At 68.4% G+C, this 25,898-nt stretch carries 19 protein-coding genes; 13 read left to right on the top strand and 6 right to left on the bottom strand.

Features of this window, described 5'->3' with window-relative positions; translation table 11 throughout:
- Position 1: 1 nt before the first annotated feature.
- Positions 2 to 934 (bottom strand): hypothetical protein, encoded by a 933-nt coding sequence (locus IPI67_27015; protein MBK7583831.1) that lies wholly within the window; start codon positions 932 to 934, stop codon positions 2 to 4.
- A gap of 275 nt (positions 935 to 1,209) precedes the next feature.
- On the opposite strand from IPI67_27015, the gene IPI67_27010 reads away from it, so the two are divergent.
- The 5 genes from IPI67_27010 (at position 1,210) to IPI67_26990 (ending at position 7,029) form a co-directional block, all read left to right on the top strand.
- Positions 1,210 to 1,563 carry a hypothetical protein gene (locus tag IPI67_27010; GenBank protein MBK7583830.1) on the top strand — a complete coding sequence of 118 codons (354 nt, stop codon included), beginning with the start codon at positions 1,210 to 1,212 and terminating at the stop codon, positions 1,561 to 1,563.
- 97 nt (positions 1,564 to 1,660) lie between these two features.
- Complete coding sequence (locus IPI67_27005; protein MBK7583829.1) at positions 1,661 to 2,695, top strand: PEGA domain-containing protein; 1,035 nt, start codon at positions 1,661 to 1,663, stop codon at positions 2,693 to 2,695.
- A 46-nt stretch (positions 2,696 to 2,741) separates the two neighbouring features.
- The gene (locus IPI67_27000; GenBank protein MBK7583828.1) at positions 2,742 to 4,190 is read left to right on the top strand and encodes a serine/threonine protein kinase; all 1,449 of its coding nucleotides are present in this window, start codon (positions 2,742 to 2,744) and stop codon (positions 4,188 to 4,190) included.
- An 86-nt stretch (positions 4,191 to 4,276) separates the two neighbouring features.
- Positions 4,277 to 5,704 carry a formylglycine-generating enzyme family protein gene (locus IPI67_26995; GenBank protein ID MBK7583827.1) on the top strand — a complete coding sequence of 476 codons (1,428 nt, stop codon included), beginning with the start codon at positions 4,277 to 4,279 and terminating at the stop codon, positions 5,702 to 5,704.
- Between the two features lie 374 nt (positions 5,705 to 6,078).
- Positions 6,079 to 7,029 carry an SUMF1/EgtB/PvdO family nonheme iron enzyme gene (locus IPI67_26990; protein MBK7583826.1) on the top strand — a complete coding sequence of 317 codons (951 nt, stop codon included), beginning with the start codon at positions 6,079 to 6,081 and terminating at the stop codon, positions 7,027 to 7,029.
- Positions 7,030 to 7,041: 12 nt separating this feature from the next.
- Here the strand turns inward: IPI67_26990 and IPI67_26985 are convergent, their stop codons facing one another.
- Entirely contained in the window at positions 7,042 to 7,965 is a 924-nt protein-coding gene (locus IPI67_26985) for a hypothetical protein (GenBank protein MBK7583825.1), read from the bottom strand.
- 167 nt (positions 7,966 to 8,132) lie between these two features.
- On the opposite strand from IPI67_26985, the gene IPI67_26980 reads away from it, so the two are divergent.
- The 6 genes from IPI67_26980 to IPI67_26955 all read left to right on the top strand — a co-directional run bounded on the left by IPI67_26980 (position 8,133) and on the right by IPI67_26955 (position 14,714).
- Positions 8,133 to 9,116, top strand: a complete 984-nt coding sequence (locus tag IPI67_26980) for a hypothetical protein (protein MBK7583824.1) — start codon at positions 8,133 to 8,135, stop codon at positions 9,114 to 9,116.
- Positions 9,117 to 9,183: 67 nt separating this feature from the next.
- Positions 9,184 to 10,122, top strand: a complete 939-nt coding sequence (locus IPI67_26975; protein ID MBK7583823.1) for a hypothetical protein — start codon at positions 9,184 to 9,186, stop codon at positions 10,120 to 10,122.
- Positions 10,119 to 10,745, top strand: a complete 627-nt coding sequence (locus tag IPI67_26970; GenBank protein ID MBK7583822.1) for a hypothetical protein — start codon at positions 10,119 to 10,121, stop codon at positions 10,743 to 10,745. The genes IPI67_26975 and IPI67_26970 overlap by 4 nt, the downstream gene beginning before the upstream one ends.
- A gap of 86 nt (positions 10,746 to 10,831) precedes the next feature.
- Positions 10,832 to 12,082 carry a VWA domain-containing protein gene (locus IPI67_26965; protein MBK7583821.1) on the top strand — a complete coding sequence of 417 codons (1,251 nt, stop codon included), beginning with the start codon at positions 10,832 to 10,834 and terminating at the stop codon, positions 12,080 to 12,082.
- A 75-nt stretch (positions 12,083 to 12,157) separates the two neighbouring features.
- A complete protein-coding gene (locus IPI67_26960; protein MBK7583820.1) occupies positions 12,158 to 13,840 on the top strand; it encodes an AAA family ATPase in 1,683 nt (560 codons plus the stop codon).
- A gap of 85 nt (positions 13,841 to 13,925) precedes the next feature.
- On the top strand, positions 13,926 to 14,714 hold the full coding sequence (locus IPI67_26955) for an alpha/beta hydrolase (GenBank protein ID MBK7583819.1): 789 nt from the start codon (positions 13,926 to 13,928) through the stop codon (positions 14,712 to 14,714).
- Between the two features lie 264 nt (positions 14,715 to 14,978).
- Here the strand turns inward: IPI67_26955 and IPI67_26950 are convergent, their stop codons facing one another.
- On the bottom strand, positions 14,979 to 18,062 hold the full coding sequence (locus IPI67_26950; GenBank protein ID MBK7583818.1) for a DUF3427 domain-containing protein: 3,084 nt from the start codon (positions 18,060 to 18,062) through the stop codon (positions 14,979 to 14,981).
- Positions 18,063 to 18,144: 82 nt separating this feature from the next.
- On the opposite strand from IPI67_26950, the gene IPI67_26945 reads away from it, so the two are divergent.
- Both IPI67_26945 and IPI67_26940 read left to right on the top strand, forming a co-directional pair.
- Positions 18,145 to 21,102, top strand: coding sequence for a DEAD/DEAH box helicase family protein (locus tag IPI67_26945; protein ID MBK7583817.1), 2,958 nt, complete (start codon positions 18,145 to 18,147; stop codon positions 21,100 to 21,102).
- Between the two features lie 248 nt (positions 21,103 to 21,350).
- Complete coding sequence (locus tag IPI67_26940; protein MBK7583816.1) at positions 21,351 to 21,806, top strand: hypothetical protein; 456 nt, start codon at positions 21,351 to 21,353, stop codon at positions 21,804 to 21,806.
- 205 nt (positions 21,807 to 22,011) lie between these two features.
- Here IPI67_26940 and IPI67_26935 read toward each other — a convergent pair whose 3' ends face one another.
- From IPI67_26935 to IPI67_26925, 3 genes are read right to left on the bottom strand one after another with little or no spacing between them, the layout of a single operon-like run.
- Complete coding sequence (locus tag IPI67_26935; protein ID MBK7583815.1) at positions 22,012 to 23,508, bottom strand: hypothetical protein; 1,497 nt, start codon at positions 23,506 to 23,508, stop codon at positions 22,012 to 22,014.
- Between the two features lie 56 nt (positions 23,509 to 23,564).
- The gene (locus IPI67_26930; GenBank protein ID MBK7583814.1) at positions 23,565 to 24,734 is read right to left on the bottom strand and encodes a hypothetical protein; all 1,170 of its coding nucleotides are present in this window, start codon (positions 24,732 to 24,734) and stop codon (positions 23,565 to 23,567) included.
- Positions 24,731 to 25,762: a hypothetical protein gene (locus IPI67_26925; GenBank protein ID MBK7583813.1), complete on the bottom strand. Its 1,032-nt coding sequence runs from the start codon at positions 25,760 to 25,762 to the stop codon at positions 24,731 to 24,733. Before IPI67_26925 ends, IPI67_26930 begins: the two co-directional genes overlap by 4 nt.
- Positions 25,763 to 25,898 lie beyond the last annotated feature (136 nt).

Raw genomic sequence — 25,898 nt, 5'->3', positions numbered from 1 at the left:
CTCACCCCGCCGCCGCGCAGTGGTACACTGCGCCCTTCCAGACTGCCGCCGCGTACGTGACGCGGCCCGAGCTCCCCGTGAGCGTCTCGCTGTTCGTGGGCGACCGCATGCGGGTAGTCTCGGCAGAGCCGAGCTCTCGCAGCGCTGCGCGGACGGTGTCCGCAGCGGACGCCGCGTGCTCTGCGTCTTTCCCGGGTTCGTGCGGCAGATCAGCGAGCGTCCCCCGCAGGCACTTCTGGAACGCCCGGGCGAAGAGCCGACTCGAGCCGAAGAGATCGATGAGCACCACGCGGCCGTCGCGTACGACCGCGAGGCCAACCTGTCCCGGTAACGGCTCGAGGCTCTTCAGCGCCTGTTCGGTCTCTTCGCCGCGCTGCTTGCGAGCGTCCTCGTAGGCGCTGGTGATGGACTGAGTGCCCGTGGCCTCCATGTACTCGCTCACGTCCGCCCAGACGCTGCGCTGGTCCGAGTCGTAGGTGCCGGACATGCGGATGGATTCACTCACGCGCTTCAGCTTGCGCGCGCGGATCTCCGGCGCCAGCGTGGTCGCCCCCGCCACGAAGCTGTGGGTCGTGTGGCGCCAGCGCCCCTGCTCCACGCAGCTCACCGGCAGCACCACCTCCTCCCCCGGCTCGACCAGGAAGCTGGAGTTGAAGGAGCGGTTCTGCTTGGCGCCGAGGATCTGCTCCCCCTGCAGCACGAGCAGTGGAACGACGCCGCGGTGCAGCACACGCACCTGACCCACGATGCCGCCCTCGCCAATCTCGTTGACCTGGGTCTGACCCGAAGCGATGCCCTCCTCGAGTAGCAAGGCGTCCGCCTGCTCGTCGGACTCTGACAAGAGCAGCGGCACCAGCTGGACCCCGAGCAGGACGGCGGCGTCGCCGACCGCGAGTTTCGCGAACAGGGCTTGGGTCTCGAGCGGTGCGTTCATGGGGTTCCTTCTTCCGCATCCGAGCCGGCGGTGAAGGTAGGACACCGATCGGGTCACGGGCTTTGGCGGGTAGAGCGCTGCAACCTCAGTGTGGCGCTCGTGAACGACACAGTGGGTCGCTGGCGGCACGTGCGCAAGGTGTCGCTCGAGCCGGCAGACCTGGCTTCACATCCGCTCAGCCGACACCGCGCGGCGACGAACGGTTCCCCATCGGGTGGGACATTGATTGCCCGCGCGTCGGCCTAACTCCGCGCGCGCTCGCGGGTCTCACCCGCATGTTGCCATTCACCCTCTCTCGTTTCTCCGTTGCATCACTCAGCGTCGGCGCTGTGTGTCTGGTTGCGCTCGCCGCGCTCGGCCACCAGCGGGCGTTCGTGACCCACGCGCGGCTCGAGCGACTGCCCGTGCCCGTGGTCCCCGTGCTCAGGGCCGCGCCGGTGGCTCGAGCCGGAGTCGGCGAAGCGCTCACACCCGCTGACGAGTTCTCTCCGCCGCCCTGCCCCACCGGTCCGACCATCGATGCGTTTTTCCGGAGTTGGTGCCCGGAATGGCCCGACGTGGGGCGCCCGCCACTCGTGGAGAAGGGGGCCTGGCGTGGAGGTTCCGCGCCGAAGCCGTCCGCTCTTTGACGCGCCGCTCGGAGTGAGTAGCTGCGCAGGCTGCTGACCCGTGCGAGAATCGCCCCGACACGACGGGTAGGGTAGGTTGATGGGTCGACGCTCTGGCGTGCAACGTTCTATCGCTCTGATCGTGATGGCTGTGCCGTTCTGGTCCAGCGCGAGCCGCGCGGACGAGGCGCCGACCGCTCCGACCGCGGCGGAAGACCCGAAGACGACTCGGGCGCGTCAGGACTTCCAGCGCGGAGTGGAGCTGGTCAAGGCAGCGCAGTGGGGGGAGGCGTTGTCCGCCTTCGAAGCCTCCGAGCTCGCGCGACCCCACCCCGTCACGACGTTCAACGTGGGGGCCTGTCAGAGGGCGATGAGCCACTACGCGCTGGCGCGCAAGACCTTGTTGCGGGCTCTGGCCGAGCAGCGTCCGGGTGCCGAGCTCCCGCCCAACCTGGCTGCGGATGCCAAGGGCTTCGTCGATCAGATCGAGTCGACGCTGCTCTCGTACGTTGCCGTGACGATCCACCCCGCCCAGGTCACGATCGTGGTGGATGGTCGTCCACTGGCGGTCGACGACCGGCCGAGCAAGCGGCCGACTCTGATCGCAGGCGTCCTGCCGCCGGGCAAGGGCCGACTGGCGCCGGCCGCCGAAATCGAGCTGGTCCTCGACCCTGGCGTCCACGTGATCACCCTGACCCGCAAGGGCTTCGCCGACGTGGTGGTGAACAAGACCTTCTCCTCCGGGAGGCAGCCTGCCCTATCCCTGGAGCTCTCCAAGCTCCCGGCCACGCTCCGAGTGTCCGCGAACGTGCCCGACGCCCTCGTGAACGTGAATGGGCAGGACATCGGCCCGGTTCCGGTGGACGTGCTCCGCCCGGCGGGCACGCACAAGGTGGTGGTGCGCAAGGCCGGCTACGGGGAGTCGGAGACGGTCATCACGGTGAGCGCGGGTGAGCAGTCGGATCTGCGCGCGCGCCTCACGCTCGAGCAAGTCCCGCTCACCAAACGCTGGTGGTTCTGGGTGAGCGCGGGCGCCGTGGTCGCTGGAGGCGTCGCGCTGACCTACGCGCTCACGCGCCCCGATCCCTCGGCGCCCCCCTACGATGGCGGCAGCACGGGCTGGGTCGCGAAGCCCCAAGGCCTGCGCTTCTAGACACGGCTCGCCACCCAGTGCGGGACCGAGTAACATACGCCTGCAGATGTCGGGGGAGCTTTGCCCGGGGACGGTCATCGCGGGGCGATATCGGCTCGAGCGCATGATTGGCGAGGGCGGTATGGGCTCGGTGTGGTCTGCGACCCACGAGCTCACGCGCAATCAGGTCGCGCTGAAATTCTTAAAGGCCGAAGCAGCACAGAACACCGCTGCGGTCAGGCGGTTCATGCGCGAGGCGCGGGCTGCGATGGCTGTGGATCACCCGAACGTGATCCGCATCCACGACATCTTCCTCCAAGACGACCGCTCCCCAGTGATGGTGATGGACCTGTTGGGTGGGGAGTCTCTGGGCCAGAAGCTCGAGCGAGAACGGGCCATCCCGTTGTCCGCCCTGGCGCCGATCATGCTCCCCGTGATCTCCGCGGTTGGCTCGGCGCACGCTGCGGGGATCGTTCATCGAGATCTCAAGCCCGACAACATCTTCCTGGCGCGGACGCCAGACGGGCGCATGACGCCCAAGGTCCTCGACTTCGGGATTGCGAAGCTGGACGTCAAGCGACCCGAGGCGGCGCAGTCGGCGGAGCTCACTCGCACGGGGGCGATGCTGGGCACGCCCTACTACATGTCGCCGGAGCAGGTTTTTGGCGAGAAGGACATCGACGCGCGCTCGGATGTCTGGGCGGTGGGAGTGATCTTGTACGAGGCGCTTGCCGGGGTGAGGCCAGTCGACGGAGACAACCTCGGGCAATTGCTCAAGGTCATTGCGACCGGTGCGATCCGTCCCATCGACGAGCTTGCTCCGGAGCTACCGCTCCCGGTCCGCAGCCTGATCGGCGACATGTTGAAGACCGATCGTTCGGCGCGTTGCCCTGACCTCCAGCTGGCGTTCGACGTATTGCGACGCTTCACGAACGAGCTGGCACAGTCGTTCTCGGAGGTGCGACCGATGCCGACCGAATCGCTGTATTTGCCCGGCGGGAGCGAGCTTCCGGGCGGCGCGGCGCAGGCGCTCACACCCATGGCGACGCCAGGTGATTCGGCCGCGCCGCCCCACCCGCCGACGGGAAATGCCTTTTCCGCTACCAACGACCGTCCACAGATCCCGGTGCGGCGCATCCCGAAGTGGATGCTCGTCGCGGCGGGCCTGGGAGTTGTGGGGGTGCTGGGGTCGATCATCATCGCGCGCGCTGCGAGCTCTGCCGACGCAAGGGCCAGCGCAGAGAGTGCCACGGCCGCAGTCGCCACCGACGCGCCATCGGTCGTTCCAATGGGCGGCGCGGCGCCGCCTGCCATGAGCGCTGCCGCCACCCCAACCGCGTCTGCGGGCGCCGCGCTCGCGGCCGAACCCGTCGTGCGGAGCTCCGCGGCGGGCTCCAAGCCGAGCGCGGCGGCGGTCAAGGCGAAGCCCGCACCGAGCGTCGGCGACGCTCCGGCAGCGAAGGCCGCTGGCACCGGTCCCTCACTGGGTGGAGTCGCGGTCGACTCGCCGTTCTGATCCGCGAGAACGCTCGCTCCCCGGCTGGACGTATGGGTACATCAAAAGAACTTGTCCCCCGCGCGCCACAGCGGTTCGCTGACGGCGTGAGGGGAGGGTTGGTCGGCTGGGTCGCACTGCTGACTGGCAGCGTCGCCGGTTGCACCCCAACGGCGGAGAATCGCCCACAACTCGTCGTCATCCTGGACACGGACTTGCCCGTGTCGGGTCAACTGTTGAGCGACCCCAAGATTTCGCCCGATGCGGCCATCGACACGTTGCGCATCGATTTGCTCGACGATACGGGCGCATCGAGCGGGCTCTTGACGGTGGTTGCGTCGGATCCCGCGGACTGGCCCGTGTCCTTCGGCATCGCGGGGGGCTCTGGTCGCGTTCGCGTGCGCGCGCGGGCGTTTCGCAGCGGTTGGGCTGGGTCTGGCGAGTCCGGAGGCGAGTCCGTGTTCGAGCCGGTCGATGCTCTGACGGTCGGCCGGGTGATAGAGCTCGACTTGCCCAGTGACGGAGTGCGTCGCGTACGCGCCGTGCTGCGTGGCGACTGTTTGGGCGTCCCGTCGTCGTTTGCCGATCCCGCGCAGACCTGCGTGGGCAAGGGCAACGAAAGCGTGGCTGCAACACAGGGCGTCGAAGTGCTCGACGGCCACACGCCAGCGACGGAGATCGGGACCTGGGCGCGCGCCCGGGACGTCCCGTGCTCCGGGTCCGCCCCTGTGGGCGCCACGTGCATCGCCGGTGGGTACGCGGTGATCGGTGAGCCGTCACTCAGCCACGTGTCTGATGGAATCCTCTCGCCGTACGACCCAACCCCCGCTCGGCCGGTCGCCATCTCGCCGTTTCACCTGGACGTGCGGGAGTACACCGTCGAGCGATTGCGCGCCGCGCTCGGCGCCTCGCCGTCCCTGCTGGTCGGCGACGAAATGCCTACGGTACGCGATCTGGCCTCCGAGACTCTGCGAACCTGCACGTTCTTGGGGCTGAGCGATGACGGCCACGACGCTTATCCCCTCAACTGCGTCTCGCTCGCGGCAGCGCGCAAGCTCTGCCAGCAAGCCGGCGGTGAGCTGCCCAGCGAAGCCCAGTGGGAGTTCGCCGCTCGCGGTCGCGGCCAACGTCGTTTCTATGCTTGGGGCGATGACCCGCCGACCTGTTGCGACGCAACTTTCGGGATGAAGTACGGGGGATGTCCAGGCGACGGGCCGGCCGAGACCAACGGAGGGCCCGGCTGCGGGGATCACATTGATGCGACTCGGGACGGCGTGCTGGACATGACGGGCAATCTCCAGGAGCGCACGCGGAGCGCGCTCGCCCCGTACGAAGCGCCGTGCTGGGGCGGACAGGGCGTGCTCGACAATCCGGTTTGTCAGACGTCGGACAGCACCCACGCCGCTCGGGGCGGCACCTGGTCCTTCAGCCCCGCGGTCGCGATGCTTGCCCTGCGTTTCACCGCGCTCGATCAGCACCACTCGCCCTATCTGGGCTTCCGCTGCGCCTACCCGGACGTCGGAGCCAAGCCGTGAACGCTCGCAGTTTGTGGTTCGTCGCGGCGTTCGCGGCCCTTACAGCAGGCTGCACCGACTCGGCAGCAGAGCGAGACCAGTGGCTGGTGACGGTGTCATCGGACGCCACTGTGCCCCAATTTGGAGACCGATTGCTCGTCGAGATCGACGACGGGAACGGTAACCCGTGCACCGGCTGCCGCCGACTCTTCGATGCCTCGAAAGAAGTGGGTTGGCCGGTGTCGTTCGGCGTAGTGGCGTCGGCGGATGCGAAACGGATTCGATCTCGTCTGGTGCGGTCGGCGCTGCTCGGGTCGCAGGTCTCGTCGTCGTTGGGGCTGCTCCTGGACACAGCCACTCTTCTGCCCCGGGCGTCCGGCGTCACGCCCGTGGGCATGCGTCTGTCGATGGCATGCATCGGGGTCGGCTCCGACCTCGAGCAGGGGCGTACCTGCGATCCACTGACCGGTGAGCTCGCCCCCCTCGCAATGGCCGGCGCTGCACCACCGCTGGTGGTCGGGAGCTGGCCTGGCGCCAAGGTCGGTGCTTGCTCGTCCGTCGCGCCCGAAGGCATGGTCTGTGTACCGGGGGGCGCGTTCCTGCTGGGTGACGCCACCCGCGCGGGCCTGGGCGGTGCCGACAAGGCGAGCGTCCCCGAGCACTTGGTGGTCTTGCCGTCCTTCCATCTGGATCGAGAAGAGCTGACCGTCGGGCGTCTGCGCGCACTTCTGAGCGCGCACCCCGAGCTCACTCCGCCACAAGGCAAGACCACGGGAAGCTCCTCGCTGTTCGAGTTCTGCTCGTTCGATCCCAGCGGGACGAACGACGCGTTGCCCGCGAACTGCCTGGATTGGCATCAGGCCGCGGCCTACTGCGCCGCGCGTGGGGCCCGCCTGCCCACAGAAGCGGAGTGGGAGTTCGCCGCTGCCAATCGCGATGCCGAGACCCTCTACCCCTGGGGCGACAGCGACGACTTGTGCGCCATCGCCATCGTGGAGCGCGGGCCGTCGAGCGCGCCGTCGGGCTGCCGGATCACCGCGTCGGGCGTGCTGGATCCAGGTCCGGTCGTCGGGGGCGGCCCGCTCGATTTCACCCAGCTCGGGATCCACGATCTGGGCGGATCACTGCTCGAGTGGGTGCAGGATTCCTCCGATCGCTATGACGGCGAGTGTTGGGCCAAGGCCGGCGCGCTCGAGGATCCGGTGTGCAGCACGAGCGGCCCCGACGCCGTCGTTCGCGGGGGCAGCTTCGCAGATCTCGGGATCGACGCGCGGGCGGCGGGGCGAAGGCACGCTCCACGGACGGGCGTCTCCGGCGCATTGGGCGTGCGCTGTGCTGCGGACTGATCGGCCTTGCGATCAGACGCCGCAGGACTGTACGCAGTGCTGGGTGACGCATACCCCGAGCCGTTCGTAGAGTTTGTCGCCGGCGACGAACTTCTGGCGGCACGCCAGGCCGCAGGCCACGTCGTCCTTCGCGCAGGTGCTGAAACAGTGGAAGATCCGGAAGCAGTCGACGTTCGTGACGCAGGTTGCGTATTCACAACCGCAAGAGTCGTACTGGCACTGAGCGCAAGGGGTGGGCGACTTGCAAGCGCCCTTGGCGCTGCAGTTCAGCGCGTTGCACGCCTGATATTCACCGAAGGCCTGGACCCCGTTCGGGAACTGGTCGTAGCAGTCGTTCTCGCATTGGGGTGAGGTGCAGCCCAGCCAGCAATCCTTGAGATCCGTGGCGGGCCCGCCATCGAACACCGCCGACACGGAGTCGCAGCATTTGCTGGATTGGCAGTCAGTGCAGGCAGTGCCGCCGGTGACGGGCGCGCAGGTTTGGGTGATCGTCCCCGGCATCGTGCAGCCGGTCGCCCCCGCGGCGCCTCCTGCATCGCCCGCGTCGGGCGAACGCCCGCACTCCGTGCAGCCACTCCCGGCGCCGGCATAGCGGCAGGCGCTCAGCGTGTCGAGCTTGCCCTGGCCGGTGCTGCTCGCTGGTGACTTGCAAGCAGCTTGGCAAGTCGGGTCGACGTCGCCCGCGGTTCCAACCGGGCACTTCCCTTCACAGGCCAGGTAAGCCGCGCACTCTGGATCGCTCTCGCAGGCCTTCACGTCGGCATCGCACGCACTGCGCTCGCACTTCGCGCATGCACTTCCTGAAAAGACGGCCCCAGCCGATCCGCCCGTGCCACCACCCGAAGGCCCGGAGGAGTCGCCTCCGCCGCACCCCGCGCCCGGTGACGCCAACAAGGTCCCGCCGCCGACCATGAGCAGAGTCCACAACCGCCCCATGGGCGCAGCCTATACCGCTTCGCCTCGGCAATGGGAACGGGGGAATCGGGCTGCGTGAGAACTTCGACGCCGGGGACGGAGTGAAGCACCAGGCCGGACTCGACGCTGCGCCCGGCCCTCGCCGGATCGACCGAACGTGGACCGCCTCCCGCGCTACTCTCGCCTTCGTGTCGTCTCTGGCCGCGCGTCGCTCCCATGTGAACCGATTGCTCACGGAGGCTGGCTCGTACAAACTCTTGCGCGCCGGCACCTCGCACGCTCTCGAGCGCGCCCGCGAAGCCTACGAGCTGGCGAGCGCGCCACCCAAGCTGCAGCCTTGGGCAGCGCTGTCGGCGTATCGGCTCGCACATCTCATGCTCCGAGAGCCGCGCACGCAGGCGGTCATCGAAGAGGCAGACGCCCTGTTCGCCGAAGCGGCACGCGAGCCACTGCTCGGCCCGTACCCTCGCATCTATCGCCTGGCTCTCCTTCAGCGTCTGAACGCACCCTCCGCTGTGATCGAGCGGACCTTTCGAGAGGCGGTCAATGCCTACGATGCCTGGATGCGCGCGCGCGAATGCGGCGACGAGAAACCGCCGAGCGTGCCAATCCAGACGGATCTCTTCGCAATGCTCGAGCTCGCCGGTTACTTCTTGGATCTCGACCGCGCGCCCCTGGAAGGGCGAGGCGCTCGCTTCGACGAGCCGTATCTGCGCGAAACTCACTGGCGCTTGGTCGGCCCCGATCCGAAGCTCGCTGACGTCAGCCTCTCCGAGGCAACGGCGCTCGCGGAGCTCGAATCCCTGGCGCTGGCCCTCGACGCTGACTTCGTGTTTCGACTGCCACCGGATCGGAACGGCGCGGTGCTGCGTGTCGCCGAAGGCGCTTGGGAGTCACTCCCGCACCGAGCCGCGCGCTTGCTCGCCTGCGTGCTGCGCGAGCACGCTGCGGACGCCCGCGAGCTGACCGAGCGTGTGATGGGCGGTGACGGGAGCGCGCAGCGGACCGCGTTTCGCCAGGTTCGGCATCGTCTCGGGGAGCAACTTCGGGTCCGCGGGCTCCCGCTCCAAGACGACCTCGTCCTCACCCTGGCAGGTGAGCGACCCCGGCTCGCGCCGGGCGTCGTGGTCCTCGGCGCCGTGAGCGACGCCGGCTACGCCGACCGCGAATAGCAAGAATCCCCGTCGGTCACGCGCCGGTCACGCCCTCGCTCTCACGTTGGGAGCGAAAGGACGAACCATGCGCCACCACGAACCTGCTCTCGATGTCTACTACCGCCCCGAACTCGCCGCCCCGGACGCCCGCGGCAACTTCTCCAAGAGCCCGACGAAGCCACGGCGCTTCGTCGGGTGGCTGCTCCGCTCACCGCTCGCCGCGGCAACGCACCTTCGAGAAGACTTCGCGCCCCTCGACCGAGCGGACTTCCTGCTCGCCCACGACGCGACGTACGTCGATGCTTTCTTCGCGGGAGGCGAGCCGCACGCAACGCGCAACGGTCTGGCCTGGAGCCCCGCGTTTGCCGAGAGCGTTCGTTTCACCAACGGCAGCCTCGCCGCCGCGCTCCGGGCAGCTTGCGATCGCCCGAGCCGCATCGCGCTCAGTCCAACCAGTGGTTTTCACCATGCCCGCCCGGCGGGCGGCGCGGCCTTCTGCACGTTCAGCGGCCAGGTGATCGCGAGCGTGAGCCTCTATCGCGAGCGCGGCCTCTCGGGTGCATGGATTGATCTCGACGGCCACTACGGCAACAGCATCGAGGACTCGCGAAGCTTCGTGCCAGATCTCGATCGGGCGATCCCGCTGAACCTGAACCCCTCGGGCTCCCACGGCGTGTACCTGGCCGACCTCGAGCGCGGGCTCGCGGAGATCGAGGAGGCGGTGCTCTCTGGCCGCGTGCACTACGTTGCCTTCGCGCACGGCGCCGACTCCCACGAGGACGATGACCTCGGTGGTCAGTGCAGCACTGACGAATGGCTCAGCGCGAGTCGACTCGTGTACGACGCGGTCGCTCGTTTTGGCCAGCGCCTCGGCAGACCCGTGCCGCTCGCGCTCGCGCTCTTTGGGGGGTACCGCAGCGATGACGCCGAGTTCGTCCTGCGACTGCACGGTGCCGATCTGGCGCTCGGGCTCGATGTTCTTGCGGGCACATCCCTCGCTTTCGACCCGGAGGAAGCGCGATGACGAAGAGTCCGTTCCGGGCGATGTGCGATGCGATCGAGGAGATGACTCCTGCGACCGGCTTCAACCTGGTCGGTGTCGACGAGTACGAGCCGATGGGCGAGGAGTTGTTCCTGGTCGCGCACTACGAGGACAAACAAGCGGCGCTCGCCGCGCTTCGCCGGACCAAGGCTGCTGATCCGAGCGGCGTCTACTACCTCTACTCGGCTCCGGGCGAGGAGGTGATCGGCTCCGACGATCCCCGAACGCAGGTCTCTCCACGCGAGGTGGTGCTGTGCGTCGGCGCGGAGGGCGGCTCGTTCACCTTGTACCGGGAACGCGGGTCCGACGCTGGCTGGCAGTTCTTCAGCGAGCTGAACCAGATCGCGCTCGTGGAGATGTGTGAGGATCTTGGTGACCCAGGGCCTGCGAGGCTCAAGCGGAGCTCGCCGGTGCAGAGCTTCGAAGAAGGCCTGGGGCTGCTCGATGAAAAACCCGGCTGGGCTTCGCTTTACGTCGTCGAGGTTCATCCCGAGTATCGGGAGAAGGTGCTGGCCGCTGTCGAGGCGAGGGTCGGGGACGACGAACAGGCGCTCCGCTGGTGGAGGCAGAAGTGCGAGGCGGATGGGGCGCGCGAGTGGTCGTGACGCAGCCCATTGAGGGGCGTCGGCGCGCGGTCTGGCACACTTTGACACGCTCCACGACGGCACGAGGTTTGCGATGGCGACTGGACATGAAGTCGCTCATCCGAACCAAGTTGCAGTTGGTGACGGTGGCCTCGCTGGTCGCCGCGTGTTCCGGTGCGCCGTCGGTGAACGACGCCGCGGGCGGCGCGGCAGGTCAGGCCGGCACCGCAGGCACGACCGGCACGGGCCCCGAGGATGGCGAGGTCAAGGGCTCCGGTGCAGGAGGCCTGGGCGGAGGCATGGGTGGAGGCGGCGGAGCGAGTGCCGGCGGAAGCGCGGGCGCAGGAGAAGGTGGAGAGGGAGGAGATTCGGGGGGCGGAGGAGCGGGAGGTGAGCCTGGCGCGGGAGGCGCGGCTGGCGCGGGCGGATCCGGCGGGTCCGCTGCGGGCGGCGCGCCAGCCGTGGGCCCCGGCGTGCTGACCGCCGGAGTGTGGGACGACAACCGGAACTTCGAGCGCTTCCTCGGTTATCGAGCGGAGCTGACGGCCGCACAGACGCCCGGATTGCTCGGGTTCTCTCTGGCCGAGCACGAGGCGGCCCACACCGCCAGCCCGAGCTGGCTCGTGCCGCACGAGAAGCTCGACATCGCGCTCGTGATCGACACGACGGGCAGCATGACCGACGAGATGGAGTACCTGAAGGCGGAGCTCATCGCGATCTCCGACACGATCACGAAGCTTCACCCGAACGCCGAGCAGCGCTGGTCGCTGATCGTGTACCGCGACACCACGGACGACTACGTGGTCCGCTGGTTCGGCCTCCGCAGTGACGTCCAGGACCTGCAAGCGAAGCTCGCGCTGCAGACGGCCGACGGTGGCGGAGACTTCCCGGAAGCGCCTCACGCTGCGTTCGAGAAGCTCAACCAGCTCTACTGGCGCAGTGGTCCGAACGTGTCCCGGCTCGCCTTCTGGGTCGCGGACGCACCGCACCACGACGACAAGGCGGCCGCCTTCACCACCGCACTGCGTGGCACCCGCGATCTCGGCATTCACGTCTACCCGATCGCCTCGAGCGGGGTTGACGAGCTGACCGAGCTGTCGATGCGTTCGGCGGCGCAGATCACCGGTGGGCGGTACATGTTCCTGACCGACGACTCCGGCGTCGGCGGCCCGCACAAGGAGCCGAGCATCCCGTGCTACTTCGTCACGAAACTCGACGACGCGATGGTCCGCATGGTTGACATCGAGATGAGCGGCAAGTACCGCGAGCCTGCGGCCAGCGAGATCATCCGCACCGGCGGTGATCCAAAGAACGGCGCCTGCCAGCTCGAGTCGGGCGCGACGGTTACGGTGTTCTGAGGTTGGGCCGGCGCGAGCAGGGGGCGGCGCGCATCAGCGCGCTGCGCCGGTGAGCGCCCGTGTATCATCCGATCGGTGTCCCCGATCGGCCTGTACCCTCGCGGTGGCCCGCGCCCGACGACGAGTCATGCGGAGCAAGCGCTCCACCGCGCGCTTGCGGCGGGTCTTCCGCAAGCTTGGACCGCGTGGCACTCGTTGAAGGCGCGGTCGGAGTCGGGGTGGGAAGGGGAAGGGGACTTCGTGCTCGCGATCCCCGATCGCGGCATGCTCGTGCTCGAGGTGAAGGGCGGCGCCATCGAGGTGCGAGATGGGCAGTGGCTGCAGAATGGCAGGCAGATGGCCCGCACGCCCCGCGACCAAGGGCATGCGCTCGCCCGTCTCCTCTTGCAGAAGCTCGAGGAGCGCGGAGCGAGGAGCACACCCCCGTTCGCCATCGCGACGGCGTTTCCGGACAGCCCCTTCAGCAACCCGCCGCGCCAGGGTGATCTCGACGGGGCGGTGCTCGGCCAGCAAGATCTTCCCTACTTGCGCGAAGCGCTCGAGGCGATGCGCGAGCGCCTCTTTTCTGCGCAGCAGCGGCCGCGCGATGCGCGCTTCATCGAGCTCTTGCACGAGCTCTGGGGTGAGACCTGGACGCCGCGCCTCGTGCTGGGTGACCGCGCGCGCCTGCGGGAGCAGGAGCTCGTCCCGCTCGACGAGCAGCAGCTCCACGTGCTCGACAATCTGAAGCGTAACCAGCGCCTGCTGATCACGGGGGGGCCCGGCACGGGCAAGACGCTGCTCGCGTGCGAGCTGTGGCGGAGGCTCCGCGCCCGAGGCGCGCGGCCCGTGCTGATGTGCTGGACCAACGCGCTCGCGGCCGCGCTGCGCGCGAGCGGCATCGACGACGCGTTCACGGTACGAGAGCTCGCGGCGGGGTTGATTGCCGAGGTGGGCATCGAGCCGGAGGGTGGTGCACCGTCGAGCGCGTGGTCGGCGGAGACGTGGGACATGGTGCCGCTCCACGCAGCGGCCGACGCGCTGGAGGTTGCGCGCGAGCGCTACGACGCGGTGGTGATCGACGAGGCGCAGGATCTCTCGCTGAACGACTGGGAGCTCGTGCGAGGTCTGGCAGAGGGCCGCTGGCTCTGGGGTTTCGCCGACGACGGCCAGGGTTTCTGGCGCGAGCGTCGGGTTCCGAAGGAGTGTTTTGGTGCCGAATACGAGCTGCGCGAGCGATACCGCTGTCCCGAGCCGCTGGCGGCGTTTGCGGATCACTATCGGGTGAAGGAGCCCGCGTCGGTGCCGCCGGCCGGTGAGGTGGCGCCCGTGCGTTTCTCGTCGGCGCCCCCACCGGGACCGATCGTCGCCATCGATGAGCTGAGGGTGATGCGCTTGCCGAGCGCGACGGCGCTCGAGGAGTACGCGGCGCGGGAGATCCAGAAGGCGCTAGCCGAGGGCGTGCAGCCCCACGACATTGCGGTGCTCTCGCTCGGCGGGCAGCTGAAGACGGAGCTCTGCGCACGCGAGCGCATCGGCCAGGTCCTCGTGCGTCGCGCGGACGCACCCGATGCTGGCGAGCGCGTGATTGCGGACACGTTCCTGCGCTTCAAGGGGTTGGAGCGCCCGCTCGTGCTGGTGGTGGAGCTCGACCGCGGCAAGCATCGGTACGACGTGCGCATGCACGTGGCGCTCACGCGGGCGACGGTGCGATGTGTGGTGCTTGCGACCAGAGAAGAGCTCGAGGCGGATGAAAGGTTGGGGGCGGTGTTGAGTTAGGCGACGGCGGCGGCGAAGGGCTCGTCGGGGCGAGGGGCCTGGTCGTCGACCGACGCAGAGCGGTTCATGAGAGGTTACAGGCCGGATGGAGCAGGTCGAGATTGGTGGTCTCAACATCGCGTTCGAGCGGAAGGGCTCGGGGCCTCCCGTCGTCCTGCTTCACGGCGGACTCTCCGATGGGCGTGAGTGGCGGAGGCAGCTCGATGAGCTTTCGGACGAGTTCACGCTCGTGGCGTGGGACGCGCCGGGCTGCGGAGGTTCTGCTGATCCTCCCGCTTCATTCCGCATGCCGGATTACGCCGATTGCCTGGTCGCGTTCATCGGAGCTCTCGGGCTGGGCCGCCCGCATGTGCTCGGGCTGTCCTGGGGCGGCACGCTGGCACTGGAGCTGTACCGCCGCTGGCCGAACATTCCCCGGACGCTGCTGCTGGCGTCCAGCTACGCAGGCTGGGCGGGTTCGCTCCCAGCCCACGTGATTACCGAGCGGCTCGACGAGATGCTGCGCGCGCTGCTACGACCTCCGGAGCAGCTCGTGCGGGGATTCATCCCGAGCTTGCTCACCCATCGCGCGCCCGCCGAGATGGTCGAGGAGCTGGTGATGGTCATGTCCGACTTCCGACCGAGTGGATGCCGCCCGATGCTTCATGCGATGGCGGAAGCCGACCTCCGGGACGTGCTGCCCCGCATCGAGGTTCCGACCCTGCTGCTCTCCGGCGATGCCGACGTACGGTCACCTCCCGAAGTTGCCGAGCAGCTGCACGCGCAGATCCCCGACTCGACGCTGCGCGTGCTTCCCGGCGTGGGTCACCAGAGCAACATCGAGGCAGCCCGCGCGTTCAATGCTGCCGTGCGGGAGTTTCTGAGAGGGAGGTAGGCGCACCACGCCCTGCCGTCCCGGGGTGGAGGCTCCGGTCTCTACCCCAGCGGCGCACCGCGCCCGACGACGAGTCACAACGCGCGCGCGACCGCATCGGCCAGGTCCCGGTCCGGCGCGCCGACGCCCCCGACGCTGGAGAGCACGTGATTGCGGACACGTTCCTGCGCTCCAAGGGTCTCGAACGCCCGCTCGTGCTGGTGGTGGAGCTCGACCGCGGCAGGAGGAGATCGAGGCGGATGAAAGGTTGGGGGCGCTGGTGGGCTAGGCGACGGCGGCGGCGAAGGTCGTGAAGAGATCGCCGGGCAGTGCAAAGTGGAGTCGCCAGGTGATCGCCATTGGGCACTCGGACTCGTGGCGGACGTAGCTGGCAGGTCCCAGAAACCAGAAGGCGCGGTCGTCGGTTCGCAATCGCGCAAACAGGAAGATCGAAGAGCCGAGCCCGGCGTGGTTCTGGTAGCGAACGCCGGTAGCGCTGGCCTCTCGCACGGCCGACTGGCTCTCCCAGTGGATGAGATCGCGGCTGATGGCGTAGTCGCGATAGCGCGTCGTTGGCGAGAACTGGCCGCTGGTCTTGTCGAGGGTGAACGCCAGCAGATCGGCGTCTTGAGCTTTCAAATAGCGAACGCCGGTCTGCCAAGCGGCCACCTTTGCGCCCTCGCCGACGCCGAACGCGGCGAGGAGCTCGACGCGGGAATAACGCCCATGCACAGAGAGTGGAACGTCAGGGTGAGCGGAGAGCGCCGGGTGGACTCGATCAACTCGTCCCGCCAGCAGCGCCAGCAGCTCGAGAAGCTCCGCGCGCACCTGTGGATGGGACCAGAGCAGCGAGCTGGCTTCATCGAGTGAGGCGCTCTTGTCGATCGCTCGGCCGGCAATCGACGCCACCAGCATCCGCAAGAGTCGCCGGTCTCGCTCCGAGAGCTCCTCGCCTGCCGGCGCCTCGTCGCGCGAGAGCAGGCGCCGATAGCCGTCGATCCGGGTCACATCGTCCACGTGGAGCAGCCGGCCGATCGCGCGACGGAGAACGCTCTCATGCGGGCCCGACGCCGCAACTGGGAGCCCTGCGGCCTCTCTAAGGTCAGACCAGGTCCGGTCGCCGACGAACACGTCGTCGAGATCGAGATCGGTATCGTCCAGGTACTGCGCGAGCGTGACCCCCGCACCCTTCGCACCGGCGAGCTGAGCCAGCGCTTCGACCTTGGCGGACCACTGGGAAGGGATCCCTTGCCGGATGTTCTCGAGCACGATCTCGCGCGCGACGGCGTCGAGCTCCATGTGACACCCGGCCGGTAAGAAAGGGAACCGCTTGTCGATAGCGTCGAGCAGATCTCTTCGCGTCCCGCCGAGCAGTGCGCGGAAGCGCCGCTCGAAGCGGAACTCGCGGCGATGCTGGCCGACGAAGTCGAGCACCGTGCAGGCGTTCTTGTCGGCGCTCCGCCGCAGTCCGCGCCCGAGTTGCTGCAGGAAGAGCGTCGGGCTGTCCGTCGGGCGCAGGAACAGCACCGTGTCCACCACCGGCACATCGATGCCCTCGTTGAACAGATCAACGGAGAAGACCGCGTTCACGCGCCGAGCCGCGAGATCCGCAAGCGCGGCGATACGCTCGTTCATGGGGCTGTCGGCCCACACGGCGGTCGCTCGGATGCCCGCCTCGTTGAACACTCGTGCCATGAAGCGCGCGTGATCGACGCTCACGCAGAAGCCGAGCGCGCGCATGGCACCGGGCTCGTCGATGCGCTCGAGCAACTGCTTGATGACCCGCTTGGCCCAGACGTCGTTGGCGGTGAGCAGGTTAGACAGCCCCTCCACGTCGTATCCGCGTCCGCGGCGCCAGGGCACGTCCCGCAGATCGAGGCCGTCGTGGATCCCGTAGTAGACGAAGGGGGACAGGCGGTGCTGGTCAATGGCGTCCCACAGACGGAGCTCGGCGGCGATGCGGCCGTCGAACCAGTCGAGCACTGGAAGGCCGTCGCTGCGTTCGGGGGTTGCCGTCAGTCCAAGGAGCTCCCGCGGCCGAATGTGGTCGAGGAAATCTCGATAACTCCGCGCCGCCGCGTGGTGGAACTCGTCCACGATCACCACGTCGAAATGCTCTGGGTCGAGGTCGGCCAAGTCGGCGGCGCCGAGGCTCTGGATGGATGCAAAGACGTGCTCGAAGCGACGCGGCCGACTGCCGCCAACCCAGAGCTCGCCGAACGCTGCATCGCGGAGCGCGTAGCGAAAGGTAGCCTGGGCTTGCGTGAGGATTTCCTTCCGGTGCGCGACGAACAGGAGCCGGCCCCGAGGCAGCGTTCCGCGAAGGCGGGCGTAGTCCACCGCGGCCATCACGGTCTTGCCGGTACCCGTCGCGGAGACGAGCAGGTTCTTGTGGCGACCGCGCTCGCGCGCGAAGGCGAGCTTCTCGAGCATCCGCTCCTGGAACGGCTCGAGCCGCACTTCTAGCGGACTGAGCAGGATGCTGGAAGCGGAGCGCACGCCTTGCTCGACCCGTTCGGCGAACTCCGCCGCCTCGTACGGCACGAAGTCTCCGCTCTCCCAGTAGCTCTCGAATACCGCGGACACCTTGTCGACGACCGATGCGTTGCGTGCACCGGAGACGCGCACGTTCCACTCGAGCCCCGTTACCTGGGCAGAGTGAGTCAGGTTCGACGAGCCGATGTACGCAGTCGAGAAGCCCGAGCGCCGGTGGAAGAGCCAAGCCTTGGCGTGCAGACGCGTCGTGCTGGTGTCGTAAGAGACACGAACCTCGGCGCCGATTGCGCGAAGTTGGTCGAGCGCCTTGCCTTCGGTCGACCCGGTGTAGGTGGTGGTCAGCACGCGCAGTTTGCGCCCGTGTTCACGGTGCTCGCGCAACGCGTCGAGTAGCGGAGCGATGCCACTCCGCCTGATGAACGCCATCAAGACGTCGATGCCGTCGGCGGAGGCGATCTCCGTGAGGAGCTGACTGCCGACGCGCGGCTCGCCGGGAGCGTTGGTCAGCAAGATGGTGTCGAGCAACGGAATGAGCGGCTCGGCGAGGTCCTCCGGCGAGCCGTCGGGCAGGATCGAGCGGACGCTGCGCAGGATGCTGCCCGGGTCCACGGGGGCCTCGCCCTCCGAGACTGCGGCGTCGATCTGAGCGAGCAGCCGACGCGCGAGCGTCAGCCCCGCCACCACCCGGTTGCTCTCGGACTCCGACGCGACAGCCCGCTCCACGATCCGCGCGACGTGGAGCGCGATCCGATCTGCCGCCTCCGCGGCGCGCAGCTCTGCCGTCAACGGCCCGCGTGCGTCGACCTGTTCGAGGCGCGCGGCGAGAGCCTCGGTGAGAAGTTGTTCGTAGAGGCCGCGCGGCAGGCCGGGCATGGGAGTGATGGGCAGCATACTCGAGGCGCCCCGGGGGAGGACGAGCGAGTCGGGACTGCGCCGTGGTAGCCTCGGGCGCGACATGCCGCTGCTCCCGATGTGGGAAGGCGAAAGCCCGGAGGAAGGAGCAGAGACCCTTCCTCCGGACGTCTATCAAGTGGTGTTGGCGCAGGCAGCGCACCGGGTCGCTGGTGAGCTGGCGAGCGCGCTACGGCGCGGTGATGGCCAGAACGCATCGCGGTTGGCGGCGAAGCTCCGCGCTCTCGTGACCGGCTTGGATGCGGCCCCAGCTGCGTCGGGCCTGACTCCGTCCCTGCGAGCGGGCTGGGCGATCCGCCAAGGCGACGCGGATCCCGCGGCTGGCGCGCGCCTGTTCTCGAGCGAGACGCCGTCGCTCTTCGACGGGCTGCGCGCGGTGGCGTGGAACGCCCGTGAGCTCGACATTGTCGTTGCGTACGCGCAGCCCGCTGGGGTCAGTCTCCTGCGGCAGCTCCTCGAGCGCCTGGTGCACCGAGGCGCCCGGGTTCGGATCCTGCTCGGTGCGTACTTGGACGGAACGCATCCGGACGCGCTGCGTCAGCTCAAAGAGCTGCTGGGGACTGGAGCTTCGGCATCGATCCGCTTCGTACCCGACCGATACGAACATTTTCATCCCAAGGTCTATCGGGTGCTGGACGACGCGGGTCGCGAGCACCTGTTCGTTGGTTCGGCGAACCTCTCCTACTCCGCGCTGACCGGGAGCGAGGCCGTCGAGTGGACACTCGGCATCGACGAGTCCACGGCGCCTGCGCTGGTGGCACTCGGCAGGGCTCGCGTGGACATGCTCCTGACGACGCGCGGCGAGCCGCTCACGGACCAGCTGATCTCGGAGTATGACGCGAGTCGTCGCCGCCGGGTGCTGCCCCCGGACGATATCATCGAGCTGGACCTTCCCCGGACCAGCGAGAGCGCCAACGCAGCGCAGGTGAAGGCGCTCGAGGCCCTCGTCGAAGTGCGCCGTGCCGGTCACCAACGCGCCCTCGTGGTCGCGGCAACGGGTCTCGGGAAGACGGTGCTCGCGGCGCTCGACTCACTCGTCGTGGCGCCGAGCGGTCGGGTGCTGTTCGTCGCGCACCGGCAGGAAATCCTGCTGCAAGCCCGGCGGACCTTCGAGCGCTTCCGAGCGGACGGAACGTGTGGGCTCTTCAACCAATACGAAAAAGCCATCGACGCGCGCCATGTCTTTGCCTCGGTGTTCAGCCTGGACGCCGTGGGGGCCGCAGAGCTCACGCACTTCGACTACGTGGTGATCGACGAGGCGCACCACGCTTCAGCGCAGACCTATCGGGACGTCCTCGGGCGGGTGTCGCCGACGTTTGTCCTCGGTCTCACTGCGACACCGGAACGGCTCGACGGCGGCAACATCTACGAGCTGTTCGACAACGTGGTGGCGTACGAGGCTGGCATGTTGGATGCCATCGCCAACCAGTGGCTCGTGCCATTCCACTACTACGGACTCCCGGATCCAGTGGATTACTCGAAGCTGCGCTGGGTTGGTGGGACGAGTGGGTACGCCCAGAACGAGCTCGAATCGGCGCTGGTCGACCGCGAGCGGCTCGAGCGCGTGACCGCGGCGCTGACCTCGGCCGACTTTCCCGGTTCGCGTAGCCTCGTGTTCTGCGTCGGCATCGGGCACGCGGCGCAGACAGCGGAGAGTCTTCGACAGGCCGGCTTGCGGGTGGCGTTGGTGCACAGTGGCCCCGGAAGCGACGACCGTGCCTGGTCGGTCGATGCGCTGTCGAGAGGTGACCTCGACGCCATCGTCAGCGTCGACGTCTTCAACGAGGGTGTGGACATCCCGGCCGTGGACCGCGTGGTGTTGTTGCGGCCCACCGACTCGGCCACCGTCTACTTGCAGCAGATTGGGCGTGGCCTCCGTCTCTGCCCCGAAGTGGGGAAATCGACGCTGACCGTCATCGACTTTGTGGGAAACCACAAACGTGCACGGGTGCACTTTGACCTGCTCGGTATGTCGCTCGACGACGTAGCGAGCGCTGTGTCTGGCACCGCCCTGAGGCGTTCCTACAGCGACGGCCGGGTGATCTACGTCGCACCCGAAGCGCTCGACGCTGTGCGCGCGGTTCATGTGGCGACTCGTGGAACGAGAGCGCGAGTGGATGAAGCCTTCGACCTGGCGCGAGACGAGCTTGATGTAGCGCGTCCTTCACTGCTTGACGTCGCGAGTCGCTGCGGGCTCTCTCCGACGACCCTCGTCCGACTCTACGGCAGCTGGCTGGACTACCTCGGCCAGCGGGGCGCGCTCAGCGCGGACGACCGGGCGCTGAAGGCCGATTCGCGCGTCTCTGCGCTGCTCTTGGATGTGGAGACCACGGCCATGAGCGGACCGCACAAGATGGTCCTCTTGGGCGCGATGGCGGACCGCGGTGTCACGCGGGTGACCATGGCGGAGCTCGCGGGGTCGCTTCGCCGGTTCGTGGAGGTTCGCCACCCGGCGGCAATCGCGCACATCTCGCAGCCGGCTTGGGCCAGCGACACCGGTCTCGCGAACAACCTTCGCGAGAACCCAGCGCACCATCTGAGCAAGAGCCACCCGCAGTCTTTTGGGTTGGAGGATGGCGTGTTCGAGCTCCTTATTCCGGCGGGCGTCGAGGCTACTCTGGTCCTTGCCGCGGTCGCCGAGCGCACTGAAGCGCGCCTCTATGACTTCCTTCGCCATCGGCCCACGAGCGGAGCGGAGGTCGTGGGGTCGGTCATCAAGCAGGGGCGGGGCCTCACGCTGAACGTCGCCAAACAGCGTGCGCGACTGCCGCCGGCGGAGACCTGGATCCCTCTCCGGGCCCAGGGCGCGACCTATTTCGGCAAAGTGATGGCGAAGTACATCAACGTCATAGCGCGTAAGGAGGACGGCACGAACGAGGCGACGCAGTTCTTGTTGGAAGTCGTGGCTGCTGCGACGGTCGAGCAGGCGCTCGGCCGGACCGTTCGGCTGACGCCGTCCGTGGAGCAAGGCCGCACGGTCTGGTTGCTCGAAGCGACCTAGGACTCAGTACTTCTGCTTCTTCTATGTGTGCCCGGCGCCCGCTCGCTCTCGTGGTCGTTATGTGCGCCCTCAGCTCCGGCTGCGCTCGCCCGGGGTCACGCGTCGTAGCGTCGGGGTCGACCTCGACGAGTGGTTCGAGAGCGCCGCTCGCTGTTCCACCGCGGGTGGTTCCGAAAGGCGAGAGCAGAGACGAGCTCCTTGCGAGCGCGCGCAACTCCGTCAGTCTTGTGCCCGATGCCTGGAGTGCCATGACGAGGGACATCACGGGGAACCGGACGAAGTGCTACGCCCTCTACTGGTGCACCACGCCCGATGGCGACGAGGACTGGTTCGTTGTGGCGCCCTCCGCCCGCGCCGCTCGTGCTTTCCACGAGATAGCCGAGGGATACGACCGCGGCAGCGCTACGGCGGAGCGAGTCGTCGCGCTGCCGCCGGAATTGGTCGAGGGCGGCGGATGGTGCGATCCAGAAACGGGTGAGCGGTCATCCCGCGCGGCCTGGCCAAGCGACGCGATGCTGAGGGCCTGCGGTGGGGAAGTGGCGCCGCTCGAGTCCGACGACCTGCGCGGCGCCCTCGGCGTCGTGTGCAAGCTCGTGCGGTTCGGCGCGCGGGTCTTTCGGCCCGGAGACATCGTTTCGAACCGCGAGCGCCGGAGTGCCGGAACCCGGCGTCCGCGTCTCGGCGTGTTTCGAGGCGGTGGTTGATCCAAGGCGGGACCGAGAAGGCGGGTGCCGGTGGATGTGCCACGCGCTCGCCCCCCAGCCGCTTGGACAAGCTTGCGAATGCACCGGCGCGATCGCAGCGCCGGGGCGAGTGCTCTTGCCTTGCGGAGCCGAGGGGCGACTGCCGACACGTGGCCTGATGGCTCACGTGCCCTACGAGTGAGTGAGCTCCCGCCGCGGCGACCCTTCAGGGCTTGGTGAACTTGATCACGCGATCGAGCGCCAGGGTGCTGATGTCGGGCGCCGTCTGCGTCTTCGGCTCGAGGTAGGTGCGGAAGGTGATGGTGCCGGACTTCCCCGCCCCGACACCGGTCGGACAGGCGGCATCGGGGATCGCGAGGCAGTGCGGATCACTCCCGCACGTGCGAGCCACCTTCCACGCGTACAGCTTCGCCGCGCCGGGATCCCCGGGCAGAAGCGCCGTCGCGCTCCCGGCGTACTGCACGTTGCTCACCGAAGCGACGCCGACCAGGTGCTCGATGGCGTAGACGCTGAAGTTCGCGTACGAGGTCTTCCCCGTGAGCGTGTGATCGACGCCAATCACGATGAAGAAGTCGTCCGGTGACGCGAACAGGGGTTGGGGGATGGTGGACGGGTAGTTGGTGTCGCGGTTGTCGCCCGCGCAGAAGGTCTGACCCTGGATGCACGCCAGCGGATCTGGAGTCCCCTTGGTGACGATCATCGACTTGCCCGTCCAGCCGGGATTCTGGGCGATGACCGCGGCTTCGAGCGCGTCGAGCGCGCTGGTCAAGCTGGTCTCGGTGTCGGTCATGTTCTTCGCGCGGCTCGGCGGCGAGGGCAGCGGGTTCGGCGTGGTCGGGCTCTTGGGCGTCACGCGCAGGAGCACGCCCGGAATGGCGTCGAGGTAGGCCTTGCCCTTCGCGGCGTCGTCGAAGATCGCGACGCGCGACAGCACGCCGACGGTGTCGTCCGCGTCGGCGATGCCCAGCTTGACCAGTTTCGAGTCGAAGGTGAGGGTGTTGACCACGGTCGCGGGGATCCCGGCGGTCGTCAGGGCTACTTTGACCTGGGTCTCCGTCGTCTGATCGGCGGTCGCGATGATGGCGACCTCGGCATCGAACGGTTCGGCCTTCCCGCCCACCTGGATCACCAAGTTGTTGAGCGTCTCCGAGAGGCTCGCGAACACCGGCTTGCGCACGCCCAGGGCGCCTTCTCGGTCGATGAGATACGGGGTGAAGCCGAAGTACTTCGCTTTCGGCGGCGTCGTTCCGACGTACACGAGTGCCTCATCCGCGCGCAGCCGGAACGACGAGGCGAGCCCGCCTGGCTCTTCGTTCGGGTTGGCGACCGTCTGGCCCGGGGCGCGAGGCACGAAGAACGCACCGTAGGGACTGGTGGGGTTGTTGCCCGAGCAGGTCTTGCCCACGTCGCAGCAGTCGCTCAGATCGAGCAGATCGAACTTGCCAGCACGAACCTCGAAGCCCTGGGCCTCGAGCGCGGCCGAGAGGCTCGCTGCTCCCGCGCTTCCCCCGCTCGCGGCGTCGCCGGCCGCTCCGGCCGGGCCACCCGTCCCGGCGGCGCCGCCGCCGGTCCCGGCAGTCCCGCCGCTGCCCGCGCTCCCACCGCCGCTCCTCGCGTCCGAGTCGCCGTCGCTGGAACAACCGGCAGCCAGCGCGGTGAAGAGCAAGAGCGTGCCAAGAAGAGACTTCGCCAACGAGCGCATCTCACAAGGTCTACGCCAGCCCCATGACCCGGGCAACGTCGACCGGGGCCTGCGCGTCAGTGTGCAGCTAGCGCGCGTGCGGGGTCGATGCGGATCAAGCTGACGTCGGGGTGCACCGTCACGATCAGCGCCTGGCCACCCCAGAAGAAACCGGCCACGGGTGTGTCGCGGTACATGGGCTCTTCCCCGGCGCTGAGCTTCCACATCTCAGTTCGGAGCGTCACGACCTTCACGAACGGACCGCCGACGCGCTCGGCCAGGCTGCCCGAGTCGACGAGCACGCGCCCGGACGGATCCACGTCCAGGTGATTCTCGTTGGTGAAGTCCGTGGGCAGCGCCGGCAGGCTCCGCACGCCACGCGTCTTCGGGTCGATCGAGAAGACCTTGCCGCGGACGCTCAACAGGAGCTGTTCGCCCGCCGCGTCGAGGGTGCCGAACGGCGGGAAGTCGCCTTCCTGGTGCGGCGGGAAGGGCAAGTGCACGACACCCGCCAAGGAGAGATCCAGGGAGTAGCTGCGAAGCTCGATCCGAGGTCGGGTCACGAGCACGTGGATGCGCTCGTTTCGCACCAGGAGCCGGGCCGGGTATTCGTCGAAGGTGGTGATCGAGCCCGGATGACGCCGCGCCGCCACGCGCCGGCCGGTGGACATGTCGAAGCGCACGAGCTCGAAGCCTGAGCCCGGAGGGAAGGTGTCGTACACCGCGACTGCGTGGCTCCCGTCGACGCTGACCTCCGACGCCTGCTGGGCGAGCACGTGAGTCCACCCGAGCTCGAGGCGCTCGTCGTAGAACGCGATCTTCGCCTCTTCTTGGTCCCTCCAGGTCACCGCGACGCCGACGGGGCTCGCGGCCAGCCGGCAGAGGGCCTTCCCTTGCGGAGCCGCGGTTCGCCGAACGACGCTGCCCTTGTCGATGTCGAGCTCGATGAGCCCTTCGCGCGCCGCGAGCACCAGCGTGCCGCCGGGATGCTCCGCGGTCGGCGCCTGCCAGGGCACCGCGTCGTTGACCAGAGCCGATTCTTCGAGCAAGCGGGTCTTGACCACGCCGGGTGCGAGCTCTCTTGCCTCAGGCGCGCTCACGGTGGCCGGGCGCACGGGCTCGACGCGGATCTCCGGCGCGGGCGCGGGCTCGGCGCGCTCGTGCAGGCGGGTGCTCCAGCACGCGAAGGGCAGCCCGCCGCCGGTGATTGCGAGCGCCAGTGCGTACGACCAGGCGCGGCGGCTCATGGCTCCCTCCGCGGCCGATACACCGCGTCGAGCTCATGATCGTACGGGCCCGCGCTGACGCGAAAGTCCCCCTTCGGGCTCCAGTGCCCCCAGAGCCCGCTCTTTTCGTTCTGGACCCAGACGCGGCGCTCCACGCCGCCCGACTCGCCCGTCTCGCCGCCGCCCCAGGCAGAGTCGACTTCCATCACTCGCAGCGTGGGCTTCGTGCCGGCAGGCCACCCGTCATCGACGAACGCGCGGGGGATCTGCTTACCCGAGACCTCCAGTCGAGCGCCTTCGAGCTGCCGCGTGGCGTTCGAGCGCACGATCACGTTGTGATCGCGGCCGCCCTTGTCGGGGTTCAGGTGAACCCAGTCGCCAGCGCGCGCGTCCTGGATGCGCACCTTACGAAACGCGTTGTTCGGTTGCTGGAACGTGGAAGGATCGAGCCCGTAGCGCTCGGCTGAAGCGGGCTTGTCTCCGTCGCCGCGCGAGCGCAGGAACGCGTGCCCGACGTAGCCGCGGCAATCCAGACCGATGCGGTGGTCCCACATCATGCGGCGGATGGCCTGCTCCAGCGGCACCTTCCCGTACCTGCGGTGCACGCCGGCATCGAGCATGGCCTGAACCGTCTTGCGTACGTCGGCGGCGGCGCCCCGCGAGCTCGTCGCACGGGCTGCCGACATCGCAATCTCCTTGAACTTCTCCGGGCCGACCGCCTTCCGGATCCTGACGACGTCGGCGGCGATGACCTCGTCGGTCAGGCCCTTCAGTGAGTGAAAGTGGGGCGCGACCTTCACCTCCCGGCCATCCACCTGATACGGGCTGTGCATCTCGGCCATGACGCGGTCGAGGCGCGCGCGCAGCTGGGCTTCCGGGCTGGGCCGACTGAGCGCGCGAACCGCTTCCGGTGAGGGCGCCTTCTGCGCGAGCGGGCCTGACCTGCCCACCAGGGGTCGCCCCGCAGCGACGGCGCGCCCGAGCATGGGAGAGGAAGGGGGCGCGGCATCGACCTCGACCCTGCGCCGCGAGGTGCCTGTGATATCCATGCCGCTCCCCTCGGTGCGGTCGGGGCGCGAGTTGCGTGACTAGCTCGAGGTGAAGGCTCGCCGAGCGGGCCCGCACAAAACTAAACCACTGGTTTAGGAGCGTACTTGCGCAAAACTAAACTATCGGTTACGTTCT

It is taken from the genome of Myxococcales bacterium (assembly GCA_016706225.1).
Lineage (GTDB): Bacteria > Myxococcota_A > Polyangia > Polyangiales > Polyangiaceae > JADJKB01.
Note: the sequence above shows the minus strand (reverse complement) of the source record. Positions and strands in the feature narration are given on the sequence as shown.